Raw genomic sequence first — 20,461 nt, 5'->3', positions numbered from 1 at the left:
ATGAGCAACAACGAGACAGCAGCGCTTCCCCTGCAGGCTTTGTACGAACTGCACACGGCCGCGCCGGCTGGGCGCGAGGGCATGCCGGCCTTTGCCGCCGAACTGGCAAAGCGCCTGGCCCAGGGGCGTGATGCCGAGGTGGCGGACTTCCTGCGCGACAGCAGCAGCCTGTGCCAGGAGCGGTTGCACCAGCTGCCCGGCGAGCATGCGCCCTGGCAGCGTGACCACGCGCTGTGGCTGGCGCTGGCGCGCATCAGCCTTCCGCTGGGACAGTTCTATGGGGGCAACCCGGGCGTGCCCCGGCGCAGTGCCCAGCTGACCGCGGAGCTGACGGCACTGGCCCGCGCCTGGCTGGATGACTGGGGCAGCCGCAGCCACCAGCCCTGGAGACTGCGCGATGGCTACGACCTCGTGCTCAGGCAGGTGTTTGGCGTGCTGGGCCATGAAGGCATGTCCAGTGCCGAGATCACCGCCCTGCTGCGCTGGGCGCGGGAACTGAGCGCAAAGGCCGGCATTGCGCCCGGCGCGCAGTACTACTGCCAGTGGCAGCACCTGCTGCACCAGCTGCCCGAGCCCGAACTGCTGGCCATGGCCATCGAGGACGGCGGCGGCCAGCTCAGCCGCGACATCGTCCAACGCCAGCTGCCGCTGCAGCGCACGAGGCCTGCAGCGCAGCGCTGGGCGCTGTGGCGGGATTTTTTTGCGCAATTCCCCGCCGTGCTTGACCAGATGCGCCTGCCCGAGCCCGTGCTGATCGCATCGCGCTGGGAGACGGCCGATGCCGCGCGCCGCGACCTCCTGGCCCAGGACCTGTTCAAGGCCTTGTGCTTTGCCTCGGACGATGACTGGCCGCATGACCGTGCCCTGGTGAAGTGCATGCTGCAGACCGACGCTGCGCCCCTGGCCGCCTGGTTCAAGCAACTGGGCCACCTGGCGATCAATCCCGCCGTGGCGCAGCGGCTGTGGGAAGCCCGGTGGCCGGCCCTGCTGCCGCTGCTATTGCCGGCCTGCGCAGACGGCTGCAAGCACGAATCCGACCGCGCCGGCTACGCTCCGGTGGCCGAAACCTTGCTGGCCGATCGCCCTGGCGACCTGGCCCGGCTGGCCGCCGGCCCGCTCACGCACCTGCTGCCCGCGCTGCGCGTGGACACGCTGCAGCGGCTGCTGCCGCAACTGGGCAAGGCCGCCTCCGGCAGTGCCTCCAAGGGTTTGCGTGCGGCGCTGGCACAGGCGCTGTCTGCCTTGCCCGTGGATGCGCCCCAGGCCGCCGGCTGGCTGGCCAAGCCCAACAAGAACCTGGTGCTGGCCTACCGCGATGTGCTGGTGGCCCATCCTGATCCGGCGTCTGGCAGCCTGCTGTCGGCACTGCTGTCCGGTGGATTGCTGGACGTGGCCGAGCAAGGCCCGGTGCAGGCGCGACTGAAGGATCTGGGTGCCGCAGCCCCGGTTGCGGACGCAGCCGGGTCACCTGGCGGCGAGGCCGTGCCAGCGGGCAGCGATGCCGGCTCCCTGGCAGAGCTTGAAGCCCAGGCCGCCAGCCTGCAGCGCCTGTCGCCCGCCATTGCCGCGCTGGACCAGCCGGCGCTGCTGGACCTGCTCGCGCCCCTGTCGGCCCAGGCCGCGCGTGCGCTGCTGCACTTGGCGGCCTCCAGCCCGCAGGAGCTGCCTGCGCTGGCCCGCCAACTGCTGGCCCAGGCCGGCGCGGAGAACCGTGCGCGGCTGGCGCTGGCCCTGGTCCAGCACTGGGTGGCTGCCGATGGCGCGCCCGAATCGCGCTGGGTGCTCAAGCTGCTGCCCGGCGCGGCGGACGACCGCATCGTCGATGTGCTGTCCTCGGCCGCCCTGGCCTGGCACAAGACGCGCAAGGAGCGCGCCGTGGTCGCGCTGCAGCAGCTGGGCCGGCTCGACACGGTCTATGCCCTGTCCTGCGTGCAGGCCCTGGCCACCGGCAAGACCCTCAAGCCCAGCGTGCTGGCCGCCGCGCAGGCCGTGCTGGCCGAGGCCGCCACGCGGCGCGGCATGGCGCTGGCCGACCTCGGCGACGAGCTGACCCCGGACTTCGACCTGGGCCGGGGCGTGCAATTGCAGGTGGGCGCGCAGACCTATGACGTGCTGCTGCGGGGCGACCTGTCGCTGCGCCTGCGCACGCCGGCCGGCAAGCTGGCGCGCAGCCTGCCGGCCCTGGCCGACGAGGGCCTGCGCACGGAGTGGGAGGCGGCCGCCGCGCGGCTCAAGACGCTGTCCAAGGGCATCAAGGCCGTGCTGCAGCAGCAGGCGCCGCGCCTGCAGTCCTGCCTGATGCTGGGCCGGCACTGGCCGCTGGCCACCTGGCGCAGCCTCTTCCTGGAGCACCCGCTGCTGCGCGTGGTGGCACAGGGCCTGGTCTGGCGGGCGGAGCCCGCGGCCGGCCAGCCGTTCAGCCTGCGCATTGCCGAGGACCTGTCCCTGGTCGATGCCGACAGCGACGCGGTGCAACTGCCGGCCGAGGGCCGCATCGCCCTGTGGCACCCCGCGCAGGCCACCGAGCAGGAGCGTGCGCAGTGGCGCGAATGCCTGGCCGACTACGGCCTCAAGGCCCTGATCGAGCAGGTCGATGCGCCCGCCGACCTGCCGCTGGCCAGCCAGTGGCAGCAGGAACTGCTGCAGCCCCTGGCACCGATACGGCTCACGCAGCAGGCGCTGGACGGCCTGGCAGGGCCATGGCGCTTTCATGCCGGCCCCGTGTGCGATGGCCCCGGCATCTACCTGCACCTGCGGGACTTTGCCGTGCAGCGCTGGCGCGTGGAACTGCTGCACAGCGCGGCCATGCCGTACTACGAGCCCGGCCATGAGATCGACATCGAAGGCTTTGCCCTGCGCGACATGGCCGCCGACCGCCTGCTGCCCCCGGCCGAATGGCCGCTGCCGCTGCAGGCATCGCTGTGCGCCATGCTCCAGGCCCTGGCCTCGCGCGCTGCGGGCGCGGCTGCAGCCCAGGTTTGACTCCCTCCAGAACCCCTGAATCCATGAACTCTTCGACCCTAGAACACACCGACCAGGCCACGCTGGAGGAACTGAGCGCCTCGCTGCCACCCGCCGAACTGGTCCAGATGCTGGCCAGCCGCATGCGCGCGGGCCGGCATGACGAAGTGGGCGCCTTCACGCGCAAGGCCTTCGACGACTATTCCAACCCCATCCGCGCCCTGGGCAACTTCGATCTGCCCTGGACCCATGACCATGACCTGTGGCTGGCCTTCGCGCGGCAGACCATCCCCTTCGGGTGCAGGATCGACGGCAGCCTGGACGGCGACATTCCACGCCACAGCCCCGAGCTTGCGGCCGAGTTCGAGCAGATGGCGCGCGCCAGCCTGGCCCGTCCACCTGCGCCGGACGGCGACAACGACTACCGTGAGATCCGCATCCTGGACATGTTCGGCTGGCTCTGGTACCCGGGCATCAGCCGTGAACGGGTGATGCAGCTGCTGGACTGGGCCGCAGAGCTGAACGTCCAGTCCGGTGGCGGGTATGACAGAGCCGACTGGAAGCTGCTGCTGGGCAGCCTGGACGACCAGGACCTGATGGAGCTGGCCGAGCGCGGCGGCGCGCTCTATGCCGACATCCGCGATGTCTACATGAAGCGGCACAGCGACGTTCCGCACCCGCAGCGCTGCGCGCCCTGGTACGACTTCTACCGCCGCCATCCCGACTGGTTCGACGACAAGCCCATCAACGAAGACCCGGGCCTGATCGCGCTGCGCTGGGACCTGGGCGCCGATGCCCAGCGGCGCCTGGAACTGGTCAACCTGCTGCTGGGCAGGGCGGACCATGAGCCGGCCGACTACTTCATCCCCATTTTCGACCGCCTGGTGCGGGAGGATTCCGCGCCCTTCGTCGCCTGGATCGAAGGATGGCAGCCCAAGTACCACTTCGATGCGGTGGTCGCCCAGCAGATCTGGACGGCACGCTACCCGGAGCTTTTGCCCCATCTGCTGCGCTGCATATTGCAGAAATCGCGGATCGAGCCCTTCATCGGACTGCTCAACCAGATGCTGACCGAGCAGCCCGACTACCTGCGCGAGATTCCCACCGTGCGCCTGGCCCCGCTGCTGGCGCAGCTGGACCCGGCCATGCTGCATGCCCGGCTGCCCCTGCTGGGCGAACTGCTGGCTGCCAGCAGCTCGCGGGCGCTGCGCGAAGCGGTGGCGCGCTTCATGCAGGGACTGGATGCGCAGGCCGTAGGCGCTGTCTTCGAGTCCAACGCCTGGCTGCAGCGGCGCGAGAAGGCGATGCAGCTGGCCTGCCGCGACATCCTGCTGGTCCACCCCGATCCCGGGGTCGCGCCGCTGCTGCAGGCGCTGCTGCGCACGGGCCTGGACCTGGGCTCCGAAAGCATGGTCGAGGGCCGGCTGCTGGCCCTGGGTGTGCCAGTGCCGGGTGCTTTGACCGTGGCGCAGGGGGAGGGGGGCAGGGTGCCGCTTGACGCACTGGAGGCCCGCGTGGCGCGCTTCAAGCGCTTTTCCAGCAGCATCAAGGCCTATGACCAGCCAGAGACCCTGGCCCTGTTCGCGCCGCTGTCCGGGCATGCGGCCCGCATCGTGCTGCATCTGGTGGCCACGGCCGAGGAAGAGCTGCCGCCGCTGGTGGAGCAGTTGCTGGCCCATGTGCCGGCCGAAAGCCGCGCCCAGCTGTCCCTGCACCTGGTCAATGCCTGGGTGGCCCTGGAGGGCGAGCCCAAGGCGCGCTGGGCGCTGCGACTGGCCAACGGCCATGTCGACGACCGCCTGGTGCAGACCCTGGTGGCCGCCGTGAAGGCCTGGGGCTGGAGCAAGAAGCTGCGCGCCATCATCGCCGTGGAGCAGCTCGGTGCGCTGGACACGCTGTACGCGCTGTCCCAGGTCCAGACCCTGTCCACCTCGCGCAAGCTCAAGGACCTGGTGATTGCGGCAGCGCATGACGCGCTGGAGGCAGCCGCCCAGCGGCGCGGCCTGAGCCTGATCGAGCTGTATGACGAGCTGACGCCCGATTTCGGCCTGGGCGGCGAAGGCCTGGTGCTGGAGGTGGGCCCGCAGCGCTACCGCCTGCAGCTGCAGGGCGACCTGAGCCTGCGCGTGGTGAGCGACAAGGGCAAGGCCTCCAAGACCCTGCCTGCGCTCAAGGACGAATCGCTGCGCCTTCAGTGGAATGCGGCACAGGCCGAATTCAAGACCGTTGCCGCTGGCGTCAAGGCCATCGCCAGGCAGCAGGCGCCGCGCATGGGTACCGCCTTCATGACGGGACAGCGCTGGTCCGTCCCGCGCTGGCGCCGCCTGTTCCTGCAGCATCCCCTGCTGCGCATCATGGGCCGCACCCTGATCTGGCGGCTGGAGCAGGGCGCCAGCTTTCGCATTGCCGAGGACTTTTCCCTGCTCGATGCCGCAGACGATGCCGTGGAGCTGCCCGACGATGCGCAGGTGCTGCTCTGGCATCCGGTCGATGCCGCAGCGGGCGAGGTTGAGGCCTGGCGCACCTGCCTGGCCGACTACGAGCTGCAGCCGCTGATCGACCAACTGGGCGCGGGTGCGCAACTGCCCGACGCCAGCCAGTGGAAGAACCATGCCCTGCACCCTGCCGGCCCGCTGCAGATACGCCAGGGCGCGCTGTCCGGCCTGTTGGCCAAGTGGAACTACCGCCCTGGCCCCGTGGAAGACGGCCCCGGCATCTACGAGCACAAGCTGGACCTGGCAGGACCGCAGCTGTACATCGAACTCCACCACGGGCGCTACCTGCCGTTCATGGAACTGGACCACCGCGTGGACATCACCCATGCCGTGGTCTATGACAGCAGCCACCGCGGCGAGGATGGCCGCTGGCCCCGGCTGCAGCCGCAGCAGTGGCCGCGCGCGCTGCAGGCCACGCTGATGGCGCAGTTCGCGGCCATCGCCGCCAAATCGGCCAGCACCAAAGAGAGCGACTGATGGCCACCAAACGCATTGCAGCGCCCACCCCGGAACCTGCCGCCCAGCGGCTGCCGGCCGAGATGGCCCACGCCCAGGAACTTGCGGCCCTGCAGGCCGCCGACCAGGGCCCGCGCCCCGACGGCTGGCGCCTGAGCCCGCGCTCCGTTCGGCGCTTCATCCTGGGCGGCCCGGCCCCGGATGGCGGCGGCCCCGAAATCGCCCGCAAGATCCACGGCAACGATGCCCTGGTCGAGCGCGCCATCGTCACCCTGGCCGGCCAGCGCGGCCTGATGCTGGTGGGCGAGCCGGGCACGGCCAAATCCCTGCTGTCCGAGCTGCTGGCCGCCGCCATCAGCGGCGACAGCAAGCTCACCGTGCAGGGCGGTGCCGGCGTGGTGGAGGAGCAGATCCGCTATGGCTGGAACTACGCCCTGCTGCTGCGTGACGGCCCCGGCCCCGAGGCCCTGGTGCCCGGCCCGCTGCACCGCGCCATGGGCGAAGGGCGGCTGCTGCGCTTCGAGGAGATCACGCGCTGCTCCACCGAAGTGCAGGACTGCATGGTGCCCGTGCTCTCCGACCGGCTGCTGCAGATTCCCGAACTCAAGCACGAGCAGCCCTGGCTGCTGGCACGGCCGGGCTTCAATGTGATTGCCACGGCCAACCTGCGCGATCGCGGCGTCAACGAGATGTCGGCCGCGCTCAAGCGCCGCTTCAACTTCGAGACCATGCGCCCGCTCGAAGGCGTGGCCGCGCAGGCCGCATTGATAGGGCAGGAGGTGGGCCGCGCACTGGCGCAGCAGCGCATCGGCACCACCGTCGCGCCCGATGTGCTGGCCCTGCTGGCCACGGCCTTCCAGGAGCTGCGCAGCGGCAGCGTGGAGGGCACGGCCGTGGAGCGGCCGGGCACCGTGCTGTCCACGGCCGAGGCCATCGACGTGGCCTTCAACGCCGCCTGCCAGTGCTGGTACTTCGGGCAGGAGCGCGTGGGTCCGGCCCACCTGGCGCGCCACCTGCTGGGCACGGTGATCAAGGACGACGACGAGGACCGTCGCCGCTTCGCCGAATACCTGCGCGTGGTGGCACGCCAGCGTGCAGGGCAGCCGGCTTGGCAGGACTTTGTCGCAGGCGGCCGTGAGCACTGAGGCCGCAGAGGCCATCGCCTGGCTGGCGCCGCTGCCGCAGCTGCGCCTGGTGCCCGTGCGCCACCACAGCCCGCGCTGCGCCCATCACCTGCGCGCGCTGATGCGCGAGTTCAAGCCCAGCCACGTGCTGATCGAAGGCCCGGGCGAGCTCGATGCCCTGCTGCCTGCGCTGCAGCACGCCCAGGCGCGTCCGCCGCTGGCGGCCTACCTGCATGCGACCGTGGCAGGCGGCGATGGCGCACATGAAACGAATGGCTCGAATGGCGCGAATGGCGCTTTGGAGGACGACTGGCGCTGCCGCTGCTATGTGCCCTTTGCGGCCTTCTCTCCTGAATGGGTGGCCCTGCGCGAGGCGGTGCGGCTGCGCAGCCATGTGCGCTTCATCGACCTGCCCTATGCGGCGCGGCTGGCCCAGGCCACGCAGCTGGACTACTTCGCCTGCGCGCCCGAACCCCTGCTGGCCGACGAACCCTCGCGGCGCGCGCCCGACGTGCTGGCCGGCCTCATCCAGGCCGGCGGCTGCCGAGACTTCGACGAATGGTGGGACCGGCATTACGAATCGGGCAATGAGGACGCCTCGCCCCAGGCGTACTTTGCCGGCGTGCTGGCCTTCAGCCAACTGCTGCGCGAGCGGGACGAGGCAGCGGGCGGCGCGGGCCCTGATGCCGAAGACAGGGCTCGCGAGGCCCACATGGCCGCCCAGGTCCGCGAGGCCCTGGCCGAAGGCGGGCGCTGCCTGGTGGTCTGCGGCGGCTTTCATGTGGCGGGCATCGTGGCTGGCATCACCGCTGGCCTGTCGGCGCCCGAGCGTCCGGCTGCGGCCGGTCAGCCCATCGATGTGGGCGTGCATCTCATCCCCTACACGCTGCAGCGGCTGGAGCGTGCCAGCGGCTACGCGGCCGGCATGCCCATGCCCGGCTACTACCAGGGCGTTTGGCAGGCGCTGGAGCAGGGCGCCTCGCAACCCGATGCCCAGGCCTGGCCCGAGATGGCGGCACGCACCGTGAACGGCCTGCGTGCCCGGGGCCTGCCCGCCAGCCTGCCCGACGCGGCAGAGGCCGTGCGCCTGGCCCATGGCCTGGCTGCACTGCGCGCCTGCCACGGCGGCCGGGCCGAGCTGCTGGAAGCGCTGGACAGCGCCGTGTTCAAGGAGCATGCCCAGGCCCTGCGTCCGCAGCCTATGGTGCAGCAGACCGGGCAGCAGACCGGGCAGCAGACTGGTCAATGGCTGCTGGACGCCGACGACTACGGCCAGCTGCCACCCAACGCGCCGGCCGCCCCGCTGCTGGTCGATGTACAGGCCTTCTGCCTGCGCCACCGCCTGCCCGTGCGGCCTGCCGCACCCGTGCGCAAGGAGCTGGACATCTACCGCAGCGCCCGCCACCGCCGCCTGTCGCAGGGACTGCACCGGCTGCGCTACCTGGGCGTGCCCTATGCGCAATGCCTGGCGGGACCGGACTTTGTGGCGGGCACCGGCCTGGCGCGCGTGCGCGAGGTCTGGACGCTGGGCTGGCAGGTCGAGACCACGGTGGCACTCACCGAGGCCATGCGCCACGGCTCCAGCCTGCAAGAGGCCGCTGTCCACCGCGTGCTGGAGCGGCTGTCGCAGACTGCCGACACCGAGCCGGCGCAGCGCGTGCTGGAAGTGCTGGTCATGGGCCTGGACGGCATTGCCCAGCAGGTGCTGGACACCGTGCAGGCCTGGATGGAGCGCAGCCACGACGCCCTGGCCCTGGCCCGCGCCACCGGCTGCCTGGCCCTGGCCTACGAGGCCCGCCATGCGCTGGGCGGCGTGGGCCTGGCGCGCCTGCTGCCGCTGCTGCGGCGCTGCTTTGCCCAGGCCTGCCTGCGCCTGCCCTGGCTGGGCGAGGGCGATGCCGTCCAGCAGGTGCAGGCCCTGGATGCCCTGGCCGATCTGCACGGCATGGTCTGCCGCGCCGTACCCTGGGCCGACGCCGGCCTGTTCCACGATGCCTGTGCCGCCTTGCATGAGGCAGGAGCCGGCAGCACGCCTGCGCGCGTGCGCGGCGCCACCGCCGGCATCCTGAGCATGGCCGGCCGCTGGCAGATTGCGCAGACCGATGCCGCCCTGCGCGCCATGCTGGGCCTGGCGCAGGTCGATGCTGCCGCCATGGGCGAGTACCTGCAGGGCTTTTTGCGCGTGGCCAAGGGCTGGCTGCTCAGCCATCCGCCGCTGCTGCGCCTGCTCAGCGACGGCATTGCGCACTGGCCGCAAGACGCCTTCCTGGCCGGCCTGCCGGCCTTGCGGCTGGCCTTTGCCCAGCTGACCCGTGCCGAACTGCGGCAACTGGCCGGGCGGCTGGCCGGTTTGTCGGGCGCGGCCACGCCACCCGGCGCAACCACGCTGGCCTGCGTGCACCTGCCATCGGACGAGGCCCTGGCGCACAGCCGCGCCTTGGCGGCCCAGGTGGGCCGGCTGCTGCAACCCTGGGGACTGTCATGAGCCGGGAAGATCCGCCAATGCACGAACTGCCAATGCACGAGCCGCCAATGCAGGAACAGGCAATCGATGCCGCCACCCTGCGGCGCTGGCGCCTCATCCTCGGGCCCGAGGCGGCCCAGCCCCTGGCTGCGGCGCAGCCGCTCGATGACGCCGATGCGCGCCGCGACGCGGCACTGGACTATCTCTACCAGCGCGAGCACCGCCTGCGCGAGCAGCCCGACGGTGCAGGCACCGACGCCTGGCAGGGCACGGGCGGGCTGTCCGCGCGCCAGGGCGGCAACGGCGTGCCCGAGCCCCAGGCAGTGCACTGGCTGGGCGAGGTGCGCGACCTGTTCCCGCGCAGCGCCGTGGAAACGCTGCAGCGCGATGCGCTGTCGCGCTACGGGCTGCACGGCCTGCTCGGCGACCCCCAGGTACTGGCCCAGGCCACGCCCAGCATTGAATTGGTGGCCGCGCTGATGGCCGTGCGCGCCAGCCTGCCCGTGCAGGTGCTGGACGAGGCCCGGCGGCTGGTGGCACGCGTGGTGGCGGATCTGCAGGCACGGCTGTCCTCGCGCGTGCACTCGGCCCTGGGGCGGCGGCGCAGGCGCCGCAGTGGCCGGGGCCAGGGGCAGATGAGCGATCTGGACTGGCCGCGCACCCTGCGCCACAACCTGCGCCACTACCAGAGCGAGGAGCAGGTGCTGGTGCTGGAGCGCCTGTTCTTCAGGGAGAGCGAGGCGCAGCGACTGACCTGGGACCTGTGGCTGCTGGTGGACCAGAGCGGCTCCATGTACGAATCCGTCATCCACAGCGCCGTGATGGGCAGCATCTTCGCGCGCGTGCGCGCCCTGCGCACCCATGTGCTGCTGTTCGCCGACGAGGTGGCCGACGTCACCAGCCAGTTGCATGCGCCCGAAGAACTGCTGCTGGGCGCGCAACTGGGCGGAGGCACGAATATCGGTGCCGCCCTGGCGCATGCGGCCGGGCAACTGGCCGCGCCGCGCCGCAGCGTGGTCGTGCTGATCACCGATCTCTACGAAGGCCATGACGAGGCCCGCGTCATCGCCGAGACCGAGCGGCTGATCGCCAGCGGTGCGCGCGTGCTGGTGCTGGCCGCCCTGGATCGCCGCGCCCATCCCGACTACGACCGGGACCTGGCTGCGCAACTGGTGGAACGCGGTGCGCAGATCGGCGCCATGACGCCCGACCATCTGGTGGACTGGCTGGCCCGTGCCATGCAGGCAGGGCGTTCCTCATGATGCAGCAATGGCTGCGCACCCTGGACGATGACGCCATTGCCGACTGGGCCAACAAGGGCCTGCTCAAGCGCGGCGCAAAGGCCCTGGCGACATTGGATGCGGCGGCCTGGGAGCTGGATGCCAGCCATGCCCGGGCCGATATCGAAGGCCATGTCCAGACCCTGGCCGGCGCGGGCTTTGCCACGCTGCAATGCAGCTGCCCCGCCTATGGACCCTGCCACCATCTGTGCGCCTTGCTGCTGGGCCTGCGCGCGCGCCTGGCCAGCGGAGGGGCGGCCGATGAGGCAGCACAGGCCCCTATCGCGCCATGGCTGGAGGGCGATGCCGAGGCCGTGGCGCGGGCCTTCGGCAGCGCTGCCCAGCGCAAGGCCCTGCGCTGGATGGCACAGGGTTTCGATGCCGTGCTGGAAGAGACGCCGGCCGCGCTGGTCGGTGAACTCTCCAATCCCGACGAAGTGACCGTGCGCCTGCCGCGTGCTGGCGGCCTGGCGGCGGCCAGTTGCAGCTGCAAGGCCGCCACCTGCGCGCACCGCGCCCTGGTGGCATTGCAGGCCCGGCGCGCAGCGGGCGCACCCATGCCCGAGCTGCCTGCGCATGCGCTGGAAGCCGGCGCACTGCAGCGTCTGGCGCAGGTGAGGCTCTGGCTGACCGGCTGGGTGCTGCAGGGCCGTGCCGGCATGAGCCCGGCCTTCCTCGACCAGGGCGAGGCACTGTCCACCGAACTGCGCCAGGCCGACCTGCCGCGCCCCGCCAGCGTGCTCAACCTGCTGGTGCGCGCCTTGCGCGACGAGCGCGCGGGCCGTGCCGGCGCGGCCGAGCGCGTGGCGCCCCTGCTGGCCGCGCTGTGGATGCTGCTGCGCGGCCTGGCCCAGCAACCCCTGCCGCGGCCCCTGCAGGAGCTGGCTGGCGTGCATAGGCGCAGCTACCGGCGCGTGCAAGGCCTGTGCCTGCATGCCGTGGCGGCCGAGCTGTGGCTGGCGCGCGGAGGGCAGCGCGGTTTTTCGGTGCACTTGCAGGATGCGGCCAGCGGCCGGTTCCTGACCTGGTCGGCATCGCGCGCTGAGGGCTTTGATCCGCAATGGGAGCCTGCCCAGGCGCTGGAATCGGAAACCCTGGGCGGCCTCACGGCAAGGCAGCTGCTGCAAGGTCCTCATGTGCTGGTGGACGGCTGGGTCAGCGACGACGGCCGCCTTTCGGCGCGGGATGCCACCCGGCTGGTGGCGGCCCAGGCGGCCGGCCCCTTGCCGGGGGCCGACGACCCCCAGGTCCTGCTGCGTCGCCATCTGCAGGAGCTGCATGCCGACCCCTGGCGCCAGCAGCCGCCCCTTTGGGCGCGATGGAAGGTGAGCGGCAGCGGCCTGCCGCAGACTGACTTGCTGCTGCAGCGCTGGACGATGGAGCTGCAACCGCAGCTGCCAACCTCCGGCGCCGTCATATGCCTGGCCGGCGATCTGCACGGCATGCACGGCAGGGCGGGCGAGGCCCTGCGCCGGGAGCTGGCGTGCGGCCGGGTGCTGCAGGAGGTCTTTGGCCGCGTGGAATTCGTGGCCGGGCGATTGCAGATGGCCGTGGCATCGGTGCGCTGGCGGGACAGTACGGACTGGCACCATCCCAGCACGGCCTGGAAGCCGCCGCCAGCGCAGGGCAGCAGGGAGAAACAGCCATGAGCACGGCACCGAACGAAAACGCCGAGGCGCCGCTGCGCCATTGGCTGGCACAGGGCCAGGTCTGGCTGGCCGATATGCAGGCCGCAGGCCTGGTGGGTGCCGGCGCACCGCTGCTGGCCGCAGGCCGGGCCTGGGCCGATCAGGCCGCACTGCTGGGCTGGTCCGCCCTGGCACGGCAGATGGACAGCGTGCTGGACCCGCAGCTCGCGCCGGTGGAGCGCGCGGCCGCCCTGCTCGATATCGCGGTCTGGGTCATGACCGCGCAGCGGCTGCAGGCCGCTGCGGATCAGTCCTTGCCCTGAAAAAAGCCATTGAGCTCGGCGCCCGGCGTGGCCTGGGCGAACGCGTCGAAGCGCCCCGTCTCGGCAATGGAGCGCGCCGCATGCAGAAAGCCGCCCCAGGCTGCGCGCGCCAGTGCGCCGCCCACGCTGATGCGGCGCACGCCCATGGCCTCGGCATCCTGCAGGCTCCATTCGCTGGCCCCTCCGATCAGCAGATTCACCGGCTTGGGTGCCACGGCCGCCACCACGGCGCGGATCTGCTCGGCGCTGCGGATGCCGGGTGCGTACAGGCAGTCCGCGCCGGCCTCGGCATAGGCCTTGAGCCGGGCAATGGTGTCGTCCAGATCGGGTCGGCCCACGAAGAAATTCTCCGCACGCCCGACCAGCAAGGTGCTGCCGCCTGCCTCGTCGATGGCAGCGCGGGCGGCGCGCAGCCGGGCCACGGCGTCCTCGATGCTGCGCAAGGGGTTGGCCGCATCGCCTGTCGAATCCTCGATGGACAGCCCTGCCACGCCGGTGTCCAAGGCCATGCGAACGCTCTCTGCCACCTCCTGCGGACCCAGGCCGAAGCCGCTTTCAAAGTCCGCGTTCACGGGCAGGTCGGTGGCCGCGACCAGGGTGCGCAGATGCGCCAGGGTCATGTCGCGCGAGATGGCGCCATCGGGCCGGCCCAGCGACCATGCATGGCCCGAGCTGGTGCTGGCCAGCGCCTTGAAGCCCAGGCCCTGCAGCATGCGGGCGCTGCCGGCGTCCCATGGATTGGGCAGTACAAAGCAGCCCTGGCGGTGCAGGGCCCGGAAGCTGGCACGTTTTTGTTCGGTGGTAGGGGTCATGGAACACTCCGTTTTGACTCTTGAGAAACTCAAGCATCGATTCTCCAAGGCCTGTGAACGCTATCCACCGCCACAGGCTGAATGGCTGCTGGACCTGCCGAGGCACCAACTTCTGCGCATCTTCCTGCATCACTGCCTGGGTTGCATCTTGACGGGCTACCGTTCGTCAGTTCGATTCGCCCCAGCACACATTGCGTTACGATGCCGCGGCTCTCAAATGAAAGCCGTCCTGGGCGAGTGTGTCGCAACGCCTTGGCTGCTATCGGAGGGACGGCTTCACCACGGCATTCTTTTGCCCAGATCATTCGACATGCAGACTCCGACCTCAGCCCTGCCGAGCACCACCTTCACCACCGAGCAGTGCCTGGAGGCGGACAGGTTCGACGCTTGGCGCAGCGGCATCTCTGTACTGTTCGATGTGACCCCGCTGGAACGCGGTACGGTGCGCGGCGGCTTCCACGCCTCGGTAGATGCAGTCCACTTGGGACAATTGCTTTTGGGAGACCTGCGCTTCGGTGCACAGCGCTTCTCGCGCGGACATGCACGCGCGGCCCATGACGGGCTGGACCACTATCTGGTGCAGTGGTACCGGGGAGGCGGCTTCACAGGGCGCTGTGACGATGGTCACGAGCTGACGGTGCAAGCAGGTGATGTGGTCTTCTTCGACATGGCTCGCTGCCAGCATACCGTTGCGGACGACTCCCATGTGCTCTCGTTGATCGTGCCCCGCAGCCTTGGCGACCAGGCAATGGGTGCATCGAGTTCAGGCTTGCACGGAACCGTGTTGACCCGCAGCAGCATCTTCGCCGGGCTATTGGCAGATCATCTTTGCGCTCTGCAGCGACGCCTGCCTTCCATCGGCCTGGAGCAGGCTGACGACATAGTGCATGCCACTACCCAGATGCTGGCGGCCTGCCTGCGCCCCAGTCTACGGACGGTGGCCGAGGCTCGGACTGAATTGCAGGCAGCAATGCTGGACCGTATCAAGCGCCATATCGCGCGAAACCTGGCCGCTCCCCTCTCGCCCGAGCTGCTTTGCCGGTGCTTCGGCATCTCACGTCACCGGCTCTATCACCTTTTCGAACCTTTGGGGGGTGTGATGCGCTATGTGCAGCAGCGACGGTTGCAAGAGGCCTTCCATGCCCTGTCAAACCCTGCCTACCGACGCCTGCGTGTCGCCGAGGTGGCCGCGCGCCTGGGCTTTGCCAGTGAGGCCCACTTCAGCCGCGCATTCCGGGCCAAATTCGGCCACACACCCAGCGACATACGCGCCATGGCGAATTCCACACGCGCGGCATGCATCAAGCCTCCTTCCGGGACCACTCCCGCCACCGTGGAGTATGCGGACTGGCTGCTTGGGCTCATGGCCTGATCGCCGGATGGATGGTCTTGCCCCAGGCTGACGCTCGGTCGAAAACGTCAGGGGCTTCTGCATGCAGGATGCTCTGTGTGCAACTGCACCTGGTCTCCCTGGCCTCTGAAAGCCTTTTCATGCTTGCATCAGGAGGAAAGATTTCCGTGTCCCTAGTCTCCAGGGTGGACACCCGGCCTATGCACGAGCAGGTGCACGCAGTCGAACCCTGAAGCCTTCAGCGATGCTGTAGCGAGGGATGCCCTGACCCTCGTACTGCCGCATCAGGCAAAGAAAGCGGTGCTTGAGCTGCATGGCCGCGCTGAACTCTTCCCAGGCGATCAACGCGCAGGGTGAATCACCATAGGTGCTGCAGATTCGTACCTGGCGTCGGTCCGGCTCCATCTGCGCCCAGCCGTCCTCCCGCAGGCTGACGGGGCACACCTGCGGATTGCGCAAATCCAGCAGATCGGTGAGATAGGGCAGCTCCAGGTCGTTGAGCCAGTAGCAGTTGAAGAAGTGGTGCATGACGCCCAGTGCGTCGGGCGAGCCACAGGCTTCGAGATTCATGTGCATGCGTACGTAGGAATCGCAGAGGCGCATGCTTTGCACGCGCAAGCCGCTCAGCCGGATTTCTGCGTTGGTGCTCTCGCAAGAGACGGTGTCTTGCATGCTGTCTGCCGAGGTTGGATGGAACGTTGCTTGCGACTGTAGCCCGCTTGGCTCGGATTTGTCGCACAAATCGCCGCGCCCACGCCCGTAGCCAGCCCGAAGACCACCGCCGCGGCGACGCCCTGCCGGCTGCCGATGTCGTCCCCCTGGGCAGCGTGGGCACCCCGAGGTACCGAGGCAGACCTCGAACTGGATCGACGGCAAGGACAGAGAGCAATTTCTGATCGAAACAGCCAAAAGTTAGGCAACGGACTGCCGATACACCAAGCAGGCAGGTGCGCGCCAAGTCTAGGCGGCACCTCAAGCCCTTGGGCGCGCACGCGCCAGGGGCTTTTTTCTTTCAGCACGGTACTGTGCGCCTGGGATCAAGGAATCGGGTCAATTCGGCTTCGTATAGAAGCTGTGACCATTTTCAAGACAGGCCTTTGCGTCAAGCGGCTCCAGATTGGAGCGGCAGATGCCGACCACGGTGCGCGTATTGCTCAGCGTATTTCCCGCAGTGTCCCACCCGGACCAGTTGAAGCGCCCAGTCAAGACCCCATACTCGTCTACTTGCAGGTTCTCAACCTTGTAGGAATGGACATTCGGTCGAGTAGACGGGTCCTTGCAGGTCACGGACCCGGCGGAGTTGACAGACTGCCCCGAGACTTCGAGTCCACCTTCGTAAAAGCATGAACCGCCGTTGACCAACTCTTCTTCCATCCGAAAGATGCCATCCTTTGCGTAGATGTGGATCGTCCCAGGGGTCACCTTTCTGACCATTTCCTCCGCGGTGGAATAGCTGAAAGATTTTGTGTGAAGGCGGCTCAAGTGGTCTTCAAAGCGAAATCTCTTCATCAGTTGAGTGGCTTCGCCGGGGAGCGTGATGGACGCCGATGTCTCAGTGTCGAAGACGATGCGAACAGGGCCCACGACTTGTGCAACTTCGCCGTTCTGCGCCGGACCTCCCAGCACGCGACCGCCCTGGTATTCGGCCAGCTCCCCCTCGAAGATCTTCTCGTCCTTCAACCGGCCTGCCGCTTGCAGGAAGAGTGCCGACCCGTCCGTCCTATAGCCATAATAGGTGACGATGACGTTCAGCCCGCTTTGCCTGTCGATCTGAATGCCGCGTCCTGGCTTGCCGTTCAGCTCCCCGTCAATCGTCCACATACCTGAATCAGGCAGGGCCGCCATTGCCGGCGCAGCCAGGCAGGATACGAGCGCAGAGAACACAGCACTACGGGCAAAACGATTCATAACGACTCCATTGATGTTTGAACTGCAAAAAACCGATTAACTATAACTGGCAATCATGTGACTGCGATATTCCAATTCAAGTCAAGTTTTGGATTCAATTTGGGTAATCTATTTGCTCACTAACTCTTGCATCAAGAGGCAGGCAACCCGCCCCGAAGCCCGAACGGTGCAGGCAACTCGGGCTTTTGATGTTCTGAATTCCCAATCCATGGCGACAAAGCACGTCATTTCCGTATCTGGCGGCAAGGACAGCACAGCCGTGCTGCTGCTCGCCATGGAGCGCTGCCCATCCTGCAGCATGGTCCCGGTCTTCTGCGACACCGACAACGAGCATCAAGCTGTCTAGGACGACTTGGCCTGTCCGGAACAAGGCGAGGGCAAGGACGGCAACAAGCGCTGGAGCCACGGCGCCAAATACATCAAGGGCTCCTTGGGCCCCGCGACGGACAGCGGCGGCGGCCAAAACCTCGCCTCTGCTTTCATGGTCCAGGCCAACGGCGGGTTCAACAGCACGCCGGCCCGCGACCTGCGCGACCCCATGAACACGACCACCACGCGCGACCGCCTGGCGTTCGCGACCGTGTGGCTCAAGGGCGAGCCTTGGGAGGATCGTGGCTATCACGTTGCGCATGCTGGTGCCGCGCGAACTCCATAACGCCCAAGACTTTCCTCCTGGCTACCTCATCGACCGTACCGTCCCCTGGCAAGCCCCTGACGAAGACCGCCCAGGTTCGTATGCTCGACCACTCCGTGAGTCCCGTGCCCACGCAGCAAGCTGCTTGAAAGAACGCGGACCGAATGGCACTAGAATCTCTTCCAGAGTCATGGCGTAGGTTTTATTGCCAACGGCGTAGGGAGCAAAAACCTACGCCAGAACCTACGCCAAGTTCGTAAGTGAAGATGGATTCGCTGGGTGCCAAGTTGAGGTTCTGCGGCAAGCGCGCCGTGAAATTTCCAAGAAATGCAAGCCCTTGGCGAAGAAATGCATGATTCGACAATGGCTTGGCCAAGGCGGGCGTCGTTCAATGGCAGGACCTGAGCTTCCCAAGCTCAAGACGTGGGTTCGATTCCCATCGCCCGCTCCAGATAGACATCCCTACTGACGTCGGTTCTGGTGCACAAACAGAATGCGGCTTGAGAGTGGCCAATCTGGCTAAAGCGATTGAGCAAGCCGACGTGGACATGCAGTTCCACAAGCTGGCAGTCGAACATGCGTACGGTCACCATTTCGCCCGGCCGCTTAAAGCAAGTTCTTCTTCGCCTCCACAACGCTGCGCCGTTGGCAGTCGCGCCATTTCTTCCATATCGTTCGACCCGAGCGCTTGCGCATCGCCTCTTGATGGTGCGCCGAGCTCGAACTCGAATTCTTAGGCTGCCCGCGCCGAGCGGGCTTCGTCGTTTCAATGGTGCACTTGACAAAGCTGTAGGGTGCAAGCGCGCTGCCAGGCTTCCGACGGATTCCTGGGCTGGCTACACTTTTCTTTCCACAGAGAAGGGAAGTCATGGGCACAGATATCTACGTTTCGACGCTGACCGCCGATTTGGAGCAGCAGTTCATCGACGCGGTCGGACAGAGCCGCAAACTGCACGCTCCATGGGTTTCGCCGCCCAGCACGGCACAGGAGTTCCAGGGCTACCTGGCTCGCGTGCAGGAGCCGTCGGGTGCGGCATTTGTGATCTGGGAGTGGTGCAGCGATGGTTTTGCCGGGGTCGTGCAGATCACGAACATCCTGATGGACCCGTTCCGCTCTGCCCATATCGACTTCTTTGCATTCTCGGGCTTCGAAGGGAAGGGCCTGATGAAGGAGGGCCTCGCGCATGTCGTGAAGCAGGTCTTCAGGACTTCGAAGCTGCATCGGCTGGAAGCCAACATTCAGCCTGAGAACAAGGCAGCCATAGCACTGGTGAAGTCCTGTGGTTTCAAGTTGGAGGGGTTGTCGCCCGCATTCATGAAGGTCGGTGGTCGCTGGCGAGATCACGAACGCTGGGCGCTTTTGTCGGCGTAGTCGCTGCCCGGATCCGTCAGCGCCTGAGGGTTCTCCATGAACTGGTCTCGCAAAGGACGCAGCACCTTGTCATCCTGGGAAGTGACGAGACGTCGAAGAAGGTGAAGCACACCGAGGTGCAGACAAGCCCTAACAGTGGGCTTGTTCTTGCCTGACGTCTCCCCCGAAAACAGCTGGACAGCGTCCGGAACTACAGGGGCGAGATCTGCGGCGCGACAAACGCAAAAAAGCCGCATAGGTGCTGAGATGACAGGCGAAGGCGCTCGTTACAATGGAACTCCATGGTTCACTGCACTCTCACCACTATCACCTCCACGACCGCTTCCTGCGGATCGTGTGAAGTGCCGTGAGTCTCAGTTGAACCACTTCCCAGGCCCGCCAGCGATGGACAGGGCCCTTTTTTTTGCCCTTGCGTCGCCGGCACCACGCAAGGAGTTGTTCTCATGTTTGCTCTGTTAGTCCTCGATGTTCAGGTCGGCCTGGTCCGAGGCCCTGAACCCATGTGGCGCTGCACCGAGGTGCTGGACACCATCAATACCTTGATGGCACAGGCCCGCCGTGCGGGAGCGCCAATTTTTCTGGCTCGTCACATCGGTCCCGTGGGAACGCCCATTGGCCCAGGCAGCCCACTGACCCAACTCGCACCCGAACTGCAACTGGACGGCAGTGAGGTTGTGTTCGAAAAACACCGCCCAAGCGCCTTTGCAGGCACCGATCTGTTGCAGCAGCTTCAAGCACGCAACGTGACCGGCCTGGTCATCACCGGCATGAAGACTCAGTACTGCGTGGACACCAATTGCCGGGTCGCTCGCGATCTGGGCCTTGATGCCGTCCTTATTGCGGATGGACATACTTGTGCCGACACCCCCCAGCTTGCAGCGCAGAAGATTGTGGAACACCACAACGCGACGCTGGAAGGGGCGTTTTGCGCGGTCATGCCCGCAAACGCCTGGGATTTCTCGGCACCGGTTCACACCTGATCTGCGGAGTCCGCCCATATTGAGGCACACGCGAGCGATTGCAGCGCCATTCGTCTTTCAGACCACCGGGCCATGGGCCAATGCCGACGGCCTGGTCCTGCCTTGCGCTGATTCCCTGACCTGTGCTTGTCCGACAAGGGCGTGCCTGGGCGGCACCCATGCTTGAGGCCATGAACACACCTCCTCCCAACACCCCTGGCCAAGTGCCCACGTCGTCGTCCCGCAACCGGTTCGCCACCAAGCGGACCATGTACATCGCCGCAGCCGTCGTGGCCGTGGCGCTGATGATGGTGTTTGCGCCCTGGTAGGCGCGATCCACTGTCATGGTCCCGCCCATGCCCGAAAGGGCATGAGAAAGCCCGCCATTTGGCGGGCTGTCGTTTTGGGGAATCGCTTGCCTCAGTGCGCAGGGTGCGCCGTGGGTGCTTGCGCCGTGGGGAGTCGGGCCAGCTTCTGCGAGCAATCGCTGCACACGTGCCACGCATGGAATTGGCGGGCGCCTGTGGCGGGCTTTTCCTGTTCGCACTGCATGCAGAAGACGGCGGGGGCCAGGTCCAGGAGCCGGATCGGCTCTCTGCCTTTCTTGGGACTACGCATAGCTCTCCTTCAAAGTGTTGCTCCTCGGTATCCATTGGGCGCCGGGTTGGAAAAGGCGGTCGTCAGCGGGCGCGCC

General features: G+C 67.6%; 15 protein-coding genes and 1 tRNA gene. 13 read left to right on the top strand and 3 right to left on the bottom strand.

Translation table 11 applies throughout. The features are described from left to right. From ACF8NF_RS10750 to ACF8NF_RS10720, 7 genes are read left to right on the top strand one after another with little or no spacing between them, the layout of a single operon-like run. Positions 1–2,982: a DUF4132 domain-containing protein gene (locus ACF8NF_RS10750; RefSeq protein WP_392450572.1), complete on the top strand. Its 2,982-nt coding sequence runs from the start codon at positions 1–3 to the stop codon at positions 2,980–2,982. A 23-nt stretch (positions 2,983–3,005) separates the two neighbouring features. Further along, positions 3,006–5,933 carry a DUF4132 domain-containing protein gene (locus tag ACF8NF_RS10745; protein ID WP_392450571.1) on the top strand — a complete coding sequence of 976 codons (2,928 nt, stop codon included), beginning with the start codon at positions 3,006–3,008 and terminating at the stop codon, positions 5,931–5,933. Then, the gene (locus tag ACF8NF_RS10740) at positions 5,933–7,057 is read left to right on the top strand and encodes an AAA family ATPase (protein ID WP_046241649.1); all 1,125 of its coding nucleotides are present in this window, start codon (positions 5,933–5,935) and stop codon (positions 7,055–7,057) included. Before ACF8NF_RS10745 ends, ACF8NF_RS10740 begins: the two co-directional genes overlap by 1 nt. Next, positions 7,047–9,521 (top strand): DUF5682 family protein, encoded by a 2,475-nt coding sequence (locus ACF8NF_RS10735; protein ID WP_392450570.1) that lies wholly within the window; start codon positions 7,047–7,049, stop codon positions 9,519–9,521. Before ACF8NF_RS10740 ends, ACF8NF_RS10735 begins: the two co-directional genes overlap by 11 nt. 47 nt (positions 9,522–9,568) lie before the next feature. After that, positions 9,569–10,762, top strand: coding sequence for a VWA domain-containing protein (locus tag ACF8NF_RS10730; RefSeq protein WP_392450569.1), 1,194 nt, complete (start codon positions 9,569–9,571; stop codon positions 10,760–10,762). After that, a complete protein-coding gene (locus ACF8NF_RS10725; protein ID WP_392450568.1) occupies positions 10,759–12,429 on the top strand; it encodes an SWIM zinc finger family protein in 1,671 nt (556 codons plus the stop codon). The genes ACF8NF_RS10730 and ACF8NF_RS10725 overlap by 4 nt, the downstream gene beginning before the upstream one ends. After that, a complete protein-coding gene (locus ACF8NF_RS10720; protein ID WP_154834182.1) occupies positions 12,426–12,731 on the top strand; it encodes a hypothetical protein in 306 nt (101 codons plus the stop codon). The genes ACF8NF_RS10725 and ACF8NF_RS10720 overlap by 4 nt, the downstream gene beginning before the upstream one ends. Here the strand turns inward: ACF8NF_RS10720 and ACF8NF_RS10715 are convergent. Continuing rightward, positions 12,716–13,543, bottom strand: coding sequence for an oxaloacetate decarboxylase (locus ACF8NF_RS10715; RefSeq protein ID WP_016451625.1), 828 nt, complete (start codon positions 13,541–13,543; stop codon positions 12,716–12,718). The genes ACF8NF_RS10720 and ACF8NF_RS10715 overlap by 16 nt on opposite strands. Here ACF8NF_RS10715 and ACF8NF_RS10710 point away from each other — a divergent pair. Then, positions 13,542–14,915: a helix-turn-helix domain-containing protein gene (locus tag ACF8NF_RS10710; RefSeq protein ID WP_227740991.1), complete on the top strand. Its 1,374-nt coding sequence runs from the start codon at positions 13,542–13,544 to the stop codon at positions 14,913–14,915. The genes ACF8NF_RS10715 and ACF8NF_RS10710 overlap by 2 nt on opposite strands. 177 nt (positions 14,916–15,092) lie before the next feature. Here ACF8NF_RS10710 and ACF8NF_RS10705 read toward each other — a convergent pair whose 3' ends face one another. Together ACF8NF_RS10705 and ACF8NF_RS10700 are read right to left on the bottom strand one after the other, a co-directional pair. Next, positions 15,093–15,566, bottom strand: a complete 474-nt coding sequence (locus ACF8NF_RS10705) for a hypothetical protein (RefSeq protein WP_043790505.1) — start codon at positions 15,564–15,566, stop codon at positions 15,093–15,095. A 378-nt stretch (positions 15,567–15,944) separates the two neighbouring features. Further along, a complete protein-coding gene (locus ACF8NF_RS10700; RefSeq protein ID WP_392450567.1) occupies positions 15,945–16,802 on the bottom strand; it encodes a hypothetical protein in 858 nt (285 codons plus the stop codon). A gap of 352 nt (positions 16,803–17,154) precedes the next feature. On the opposite strand from ACF8NF_RS10700, the gene ACF8NF_RS10695 reads away from it, so the two are divergent. From ACF8NF_RS10695 to ACF8NF_RS10675, 5 genes are all read left to right on the top strand, one after another. After that, positions 17,155–17,457 carry a hypothetical protein gene (locus ACF8NF_RS10695; protein ID WP_392450566.1) on the top strand — a complete coding sequence of 101 codons (303 nt, stop codon included), beginning with the start codon at positions 17,155–17,157 and terminating at the stop codon, positions 17,455–17,457. A gap of 356 nt (positions 17,458–17,813) precedes the next feature. Then, positions 17,814–17,887, top strand: a tRNA-Gly gene (locus tag ACF8NF_RS10690). Between the two features lie 417 nt (positions 17,888–18,304). Next, complete coding sequence (locus tag ACF8NF_RS10685; RefSeq protein ID WP_074921323.1) at positions 18,305–18,808, top strand: GNAT family N-acetyltransferase; 504 nt, start codon at positions 18,305–18,307, stop codon at positions 18,806–18,808. A gap of 443 nt (positions 18,809–19,251) precedes the next feature. Continuing rightward, positions 19,252–19,788: a cysteine hydrolase family protein gene (locus ACF8NF_RS10680; RefSeq protein WP_082001667.1), complete on the top strand. Its 537-nt coding sequence runs from the start codon at positions 19,252–19,254 to the stop codon at positions 19,786–19,788. 170 nt (positions 19,789–19,958) lie between these two features. Beyond that, the gene (locus ACF8NF_RS10675; protein WP_162233967.1) at positions 19,959–20,096 is read left to right on the top strand and encodes a hypothetical protein; all 138 of its coding nucleotides are present in this window, start codon (positions 19,959–19,961) and stop codon (positions 20,094–20,096) included. Positions 20,097–20,461 lie beyond the last annotated feature (365 nt).

This window comes from Delftia sp. WSY_22, from assembly GCF_043104185.1.
GTDB lineage: Bacteria > Pseudomonadota > Gammaproteobacteria > Burkholderiales > Burkholderiaceae_C > Comamonas > Comamonas tsuruhatensis.
The sequence above is the reverse complement of the archived record's forward strand: the minus strand, read 5'-3'. Positions and strand labels throughout refer to the sequence as shown.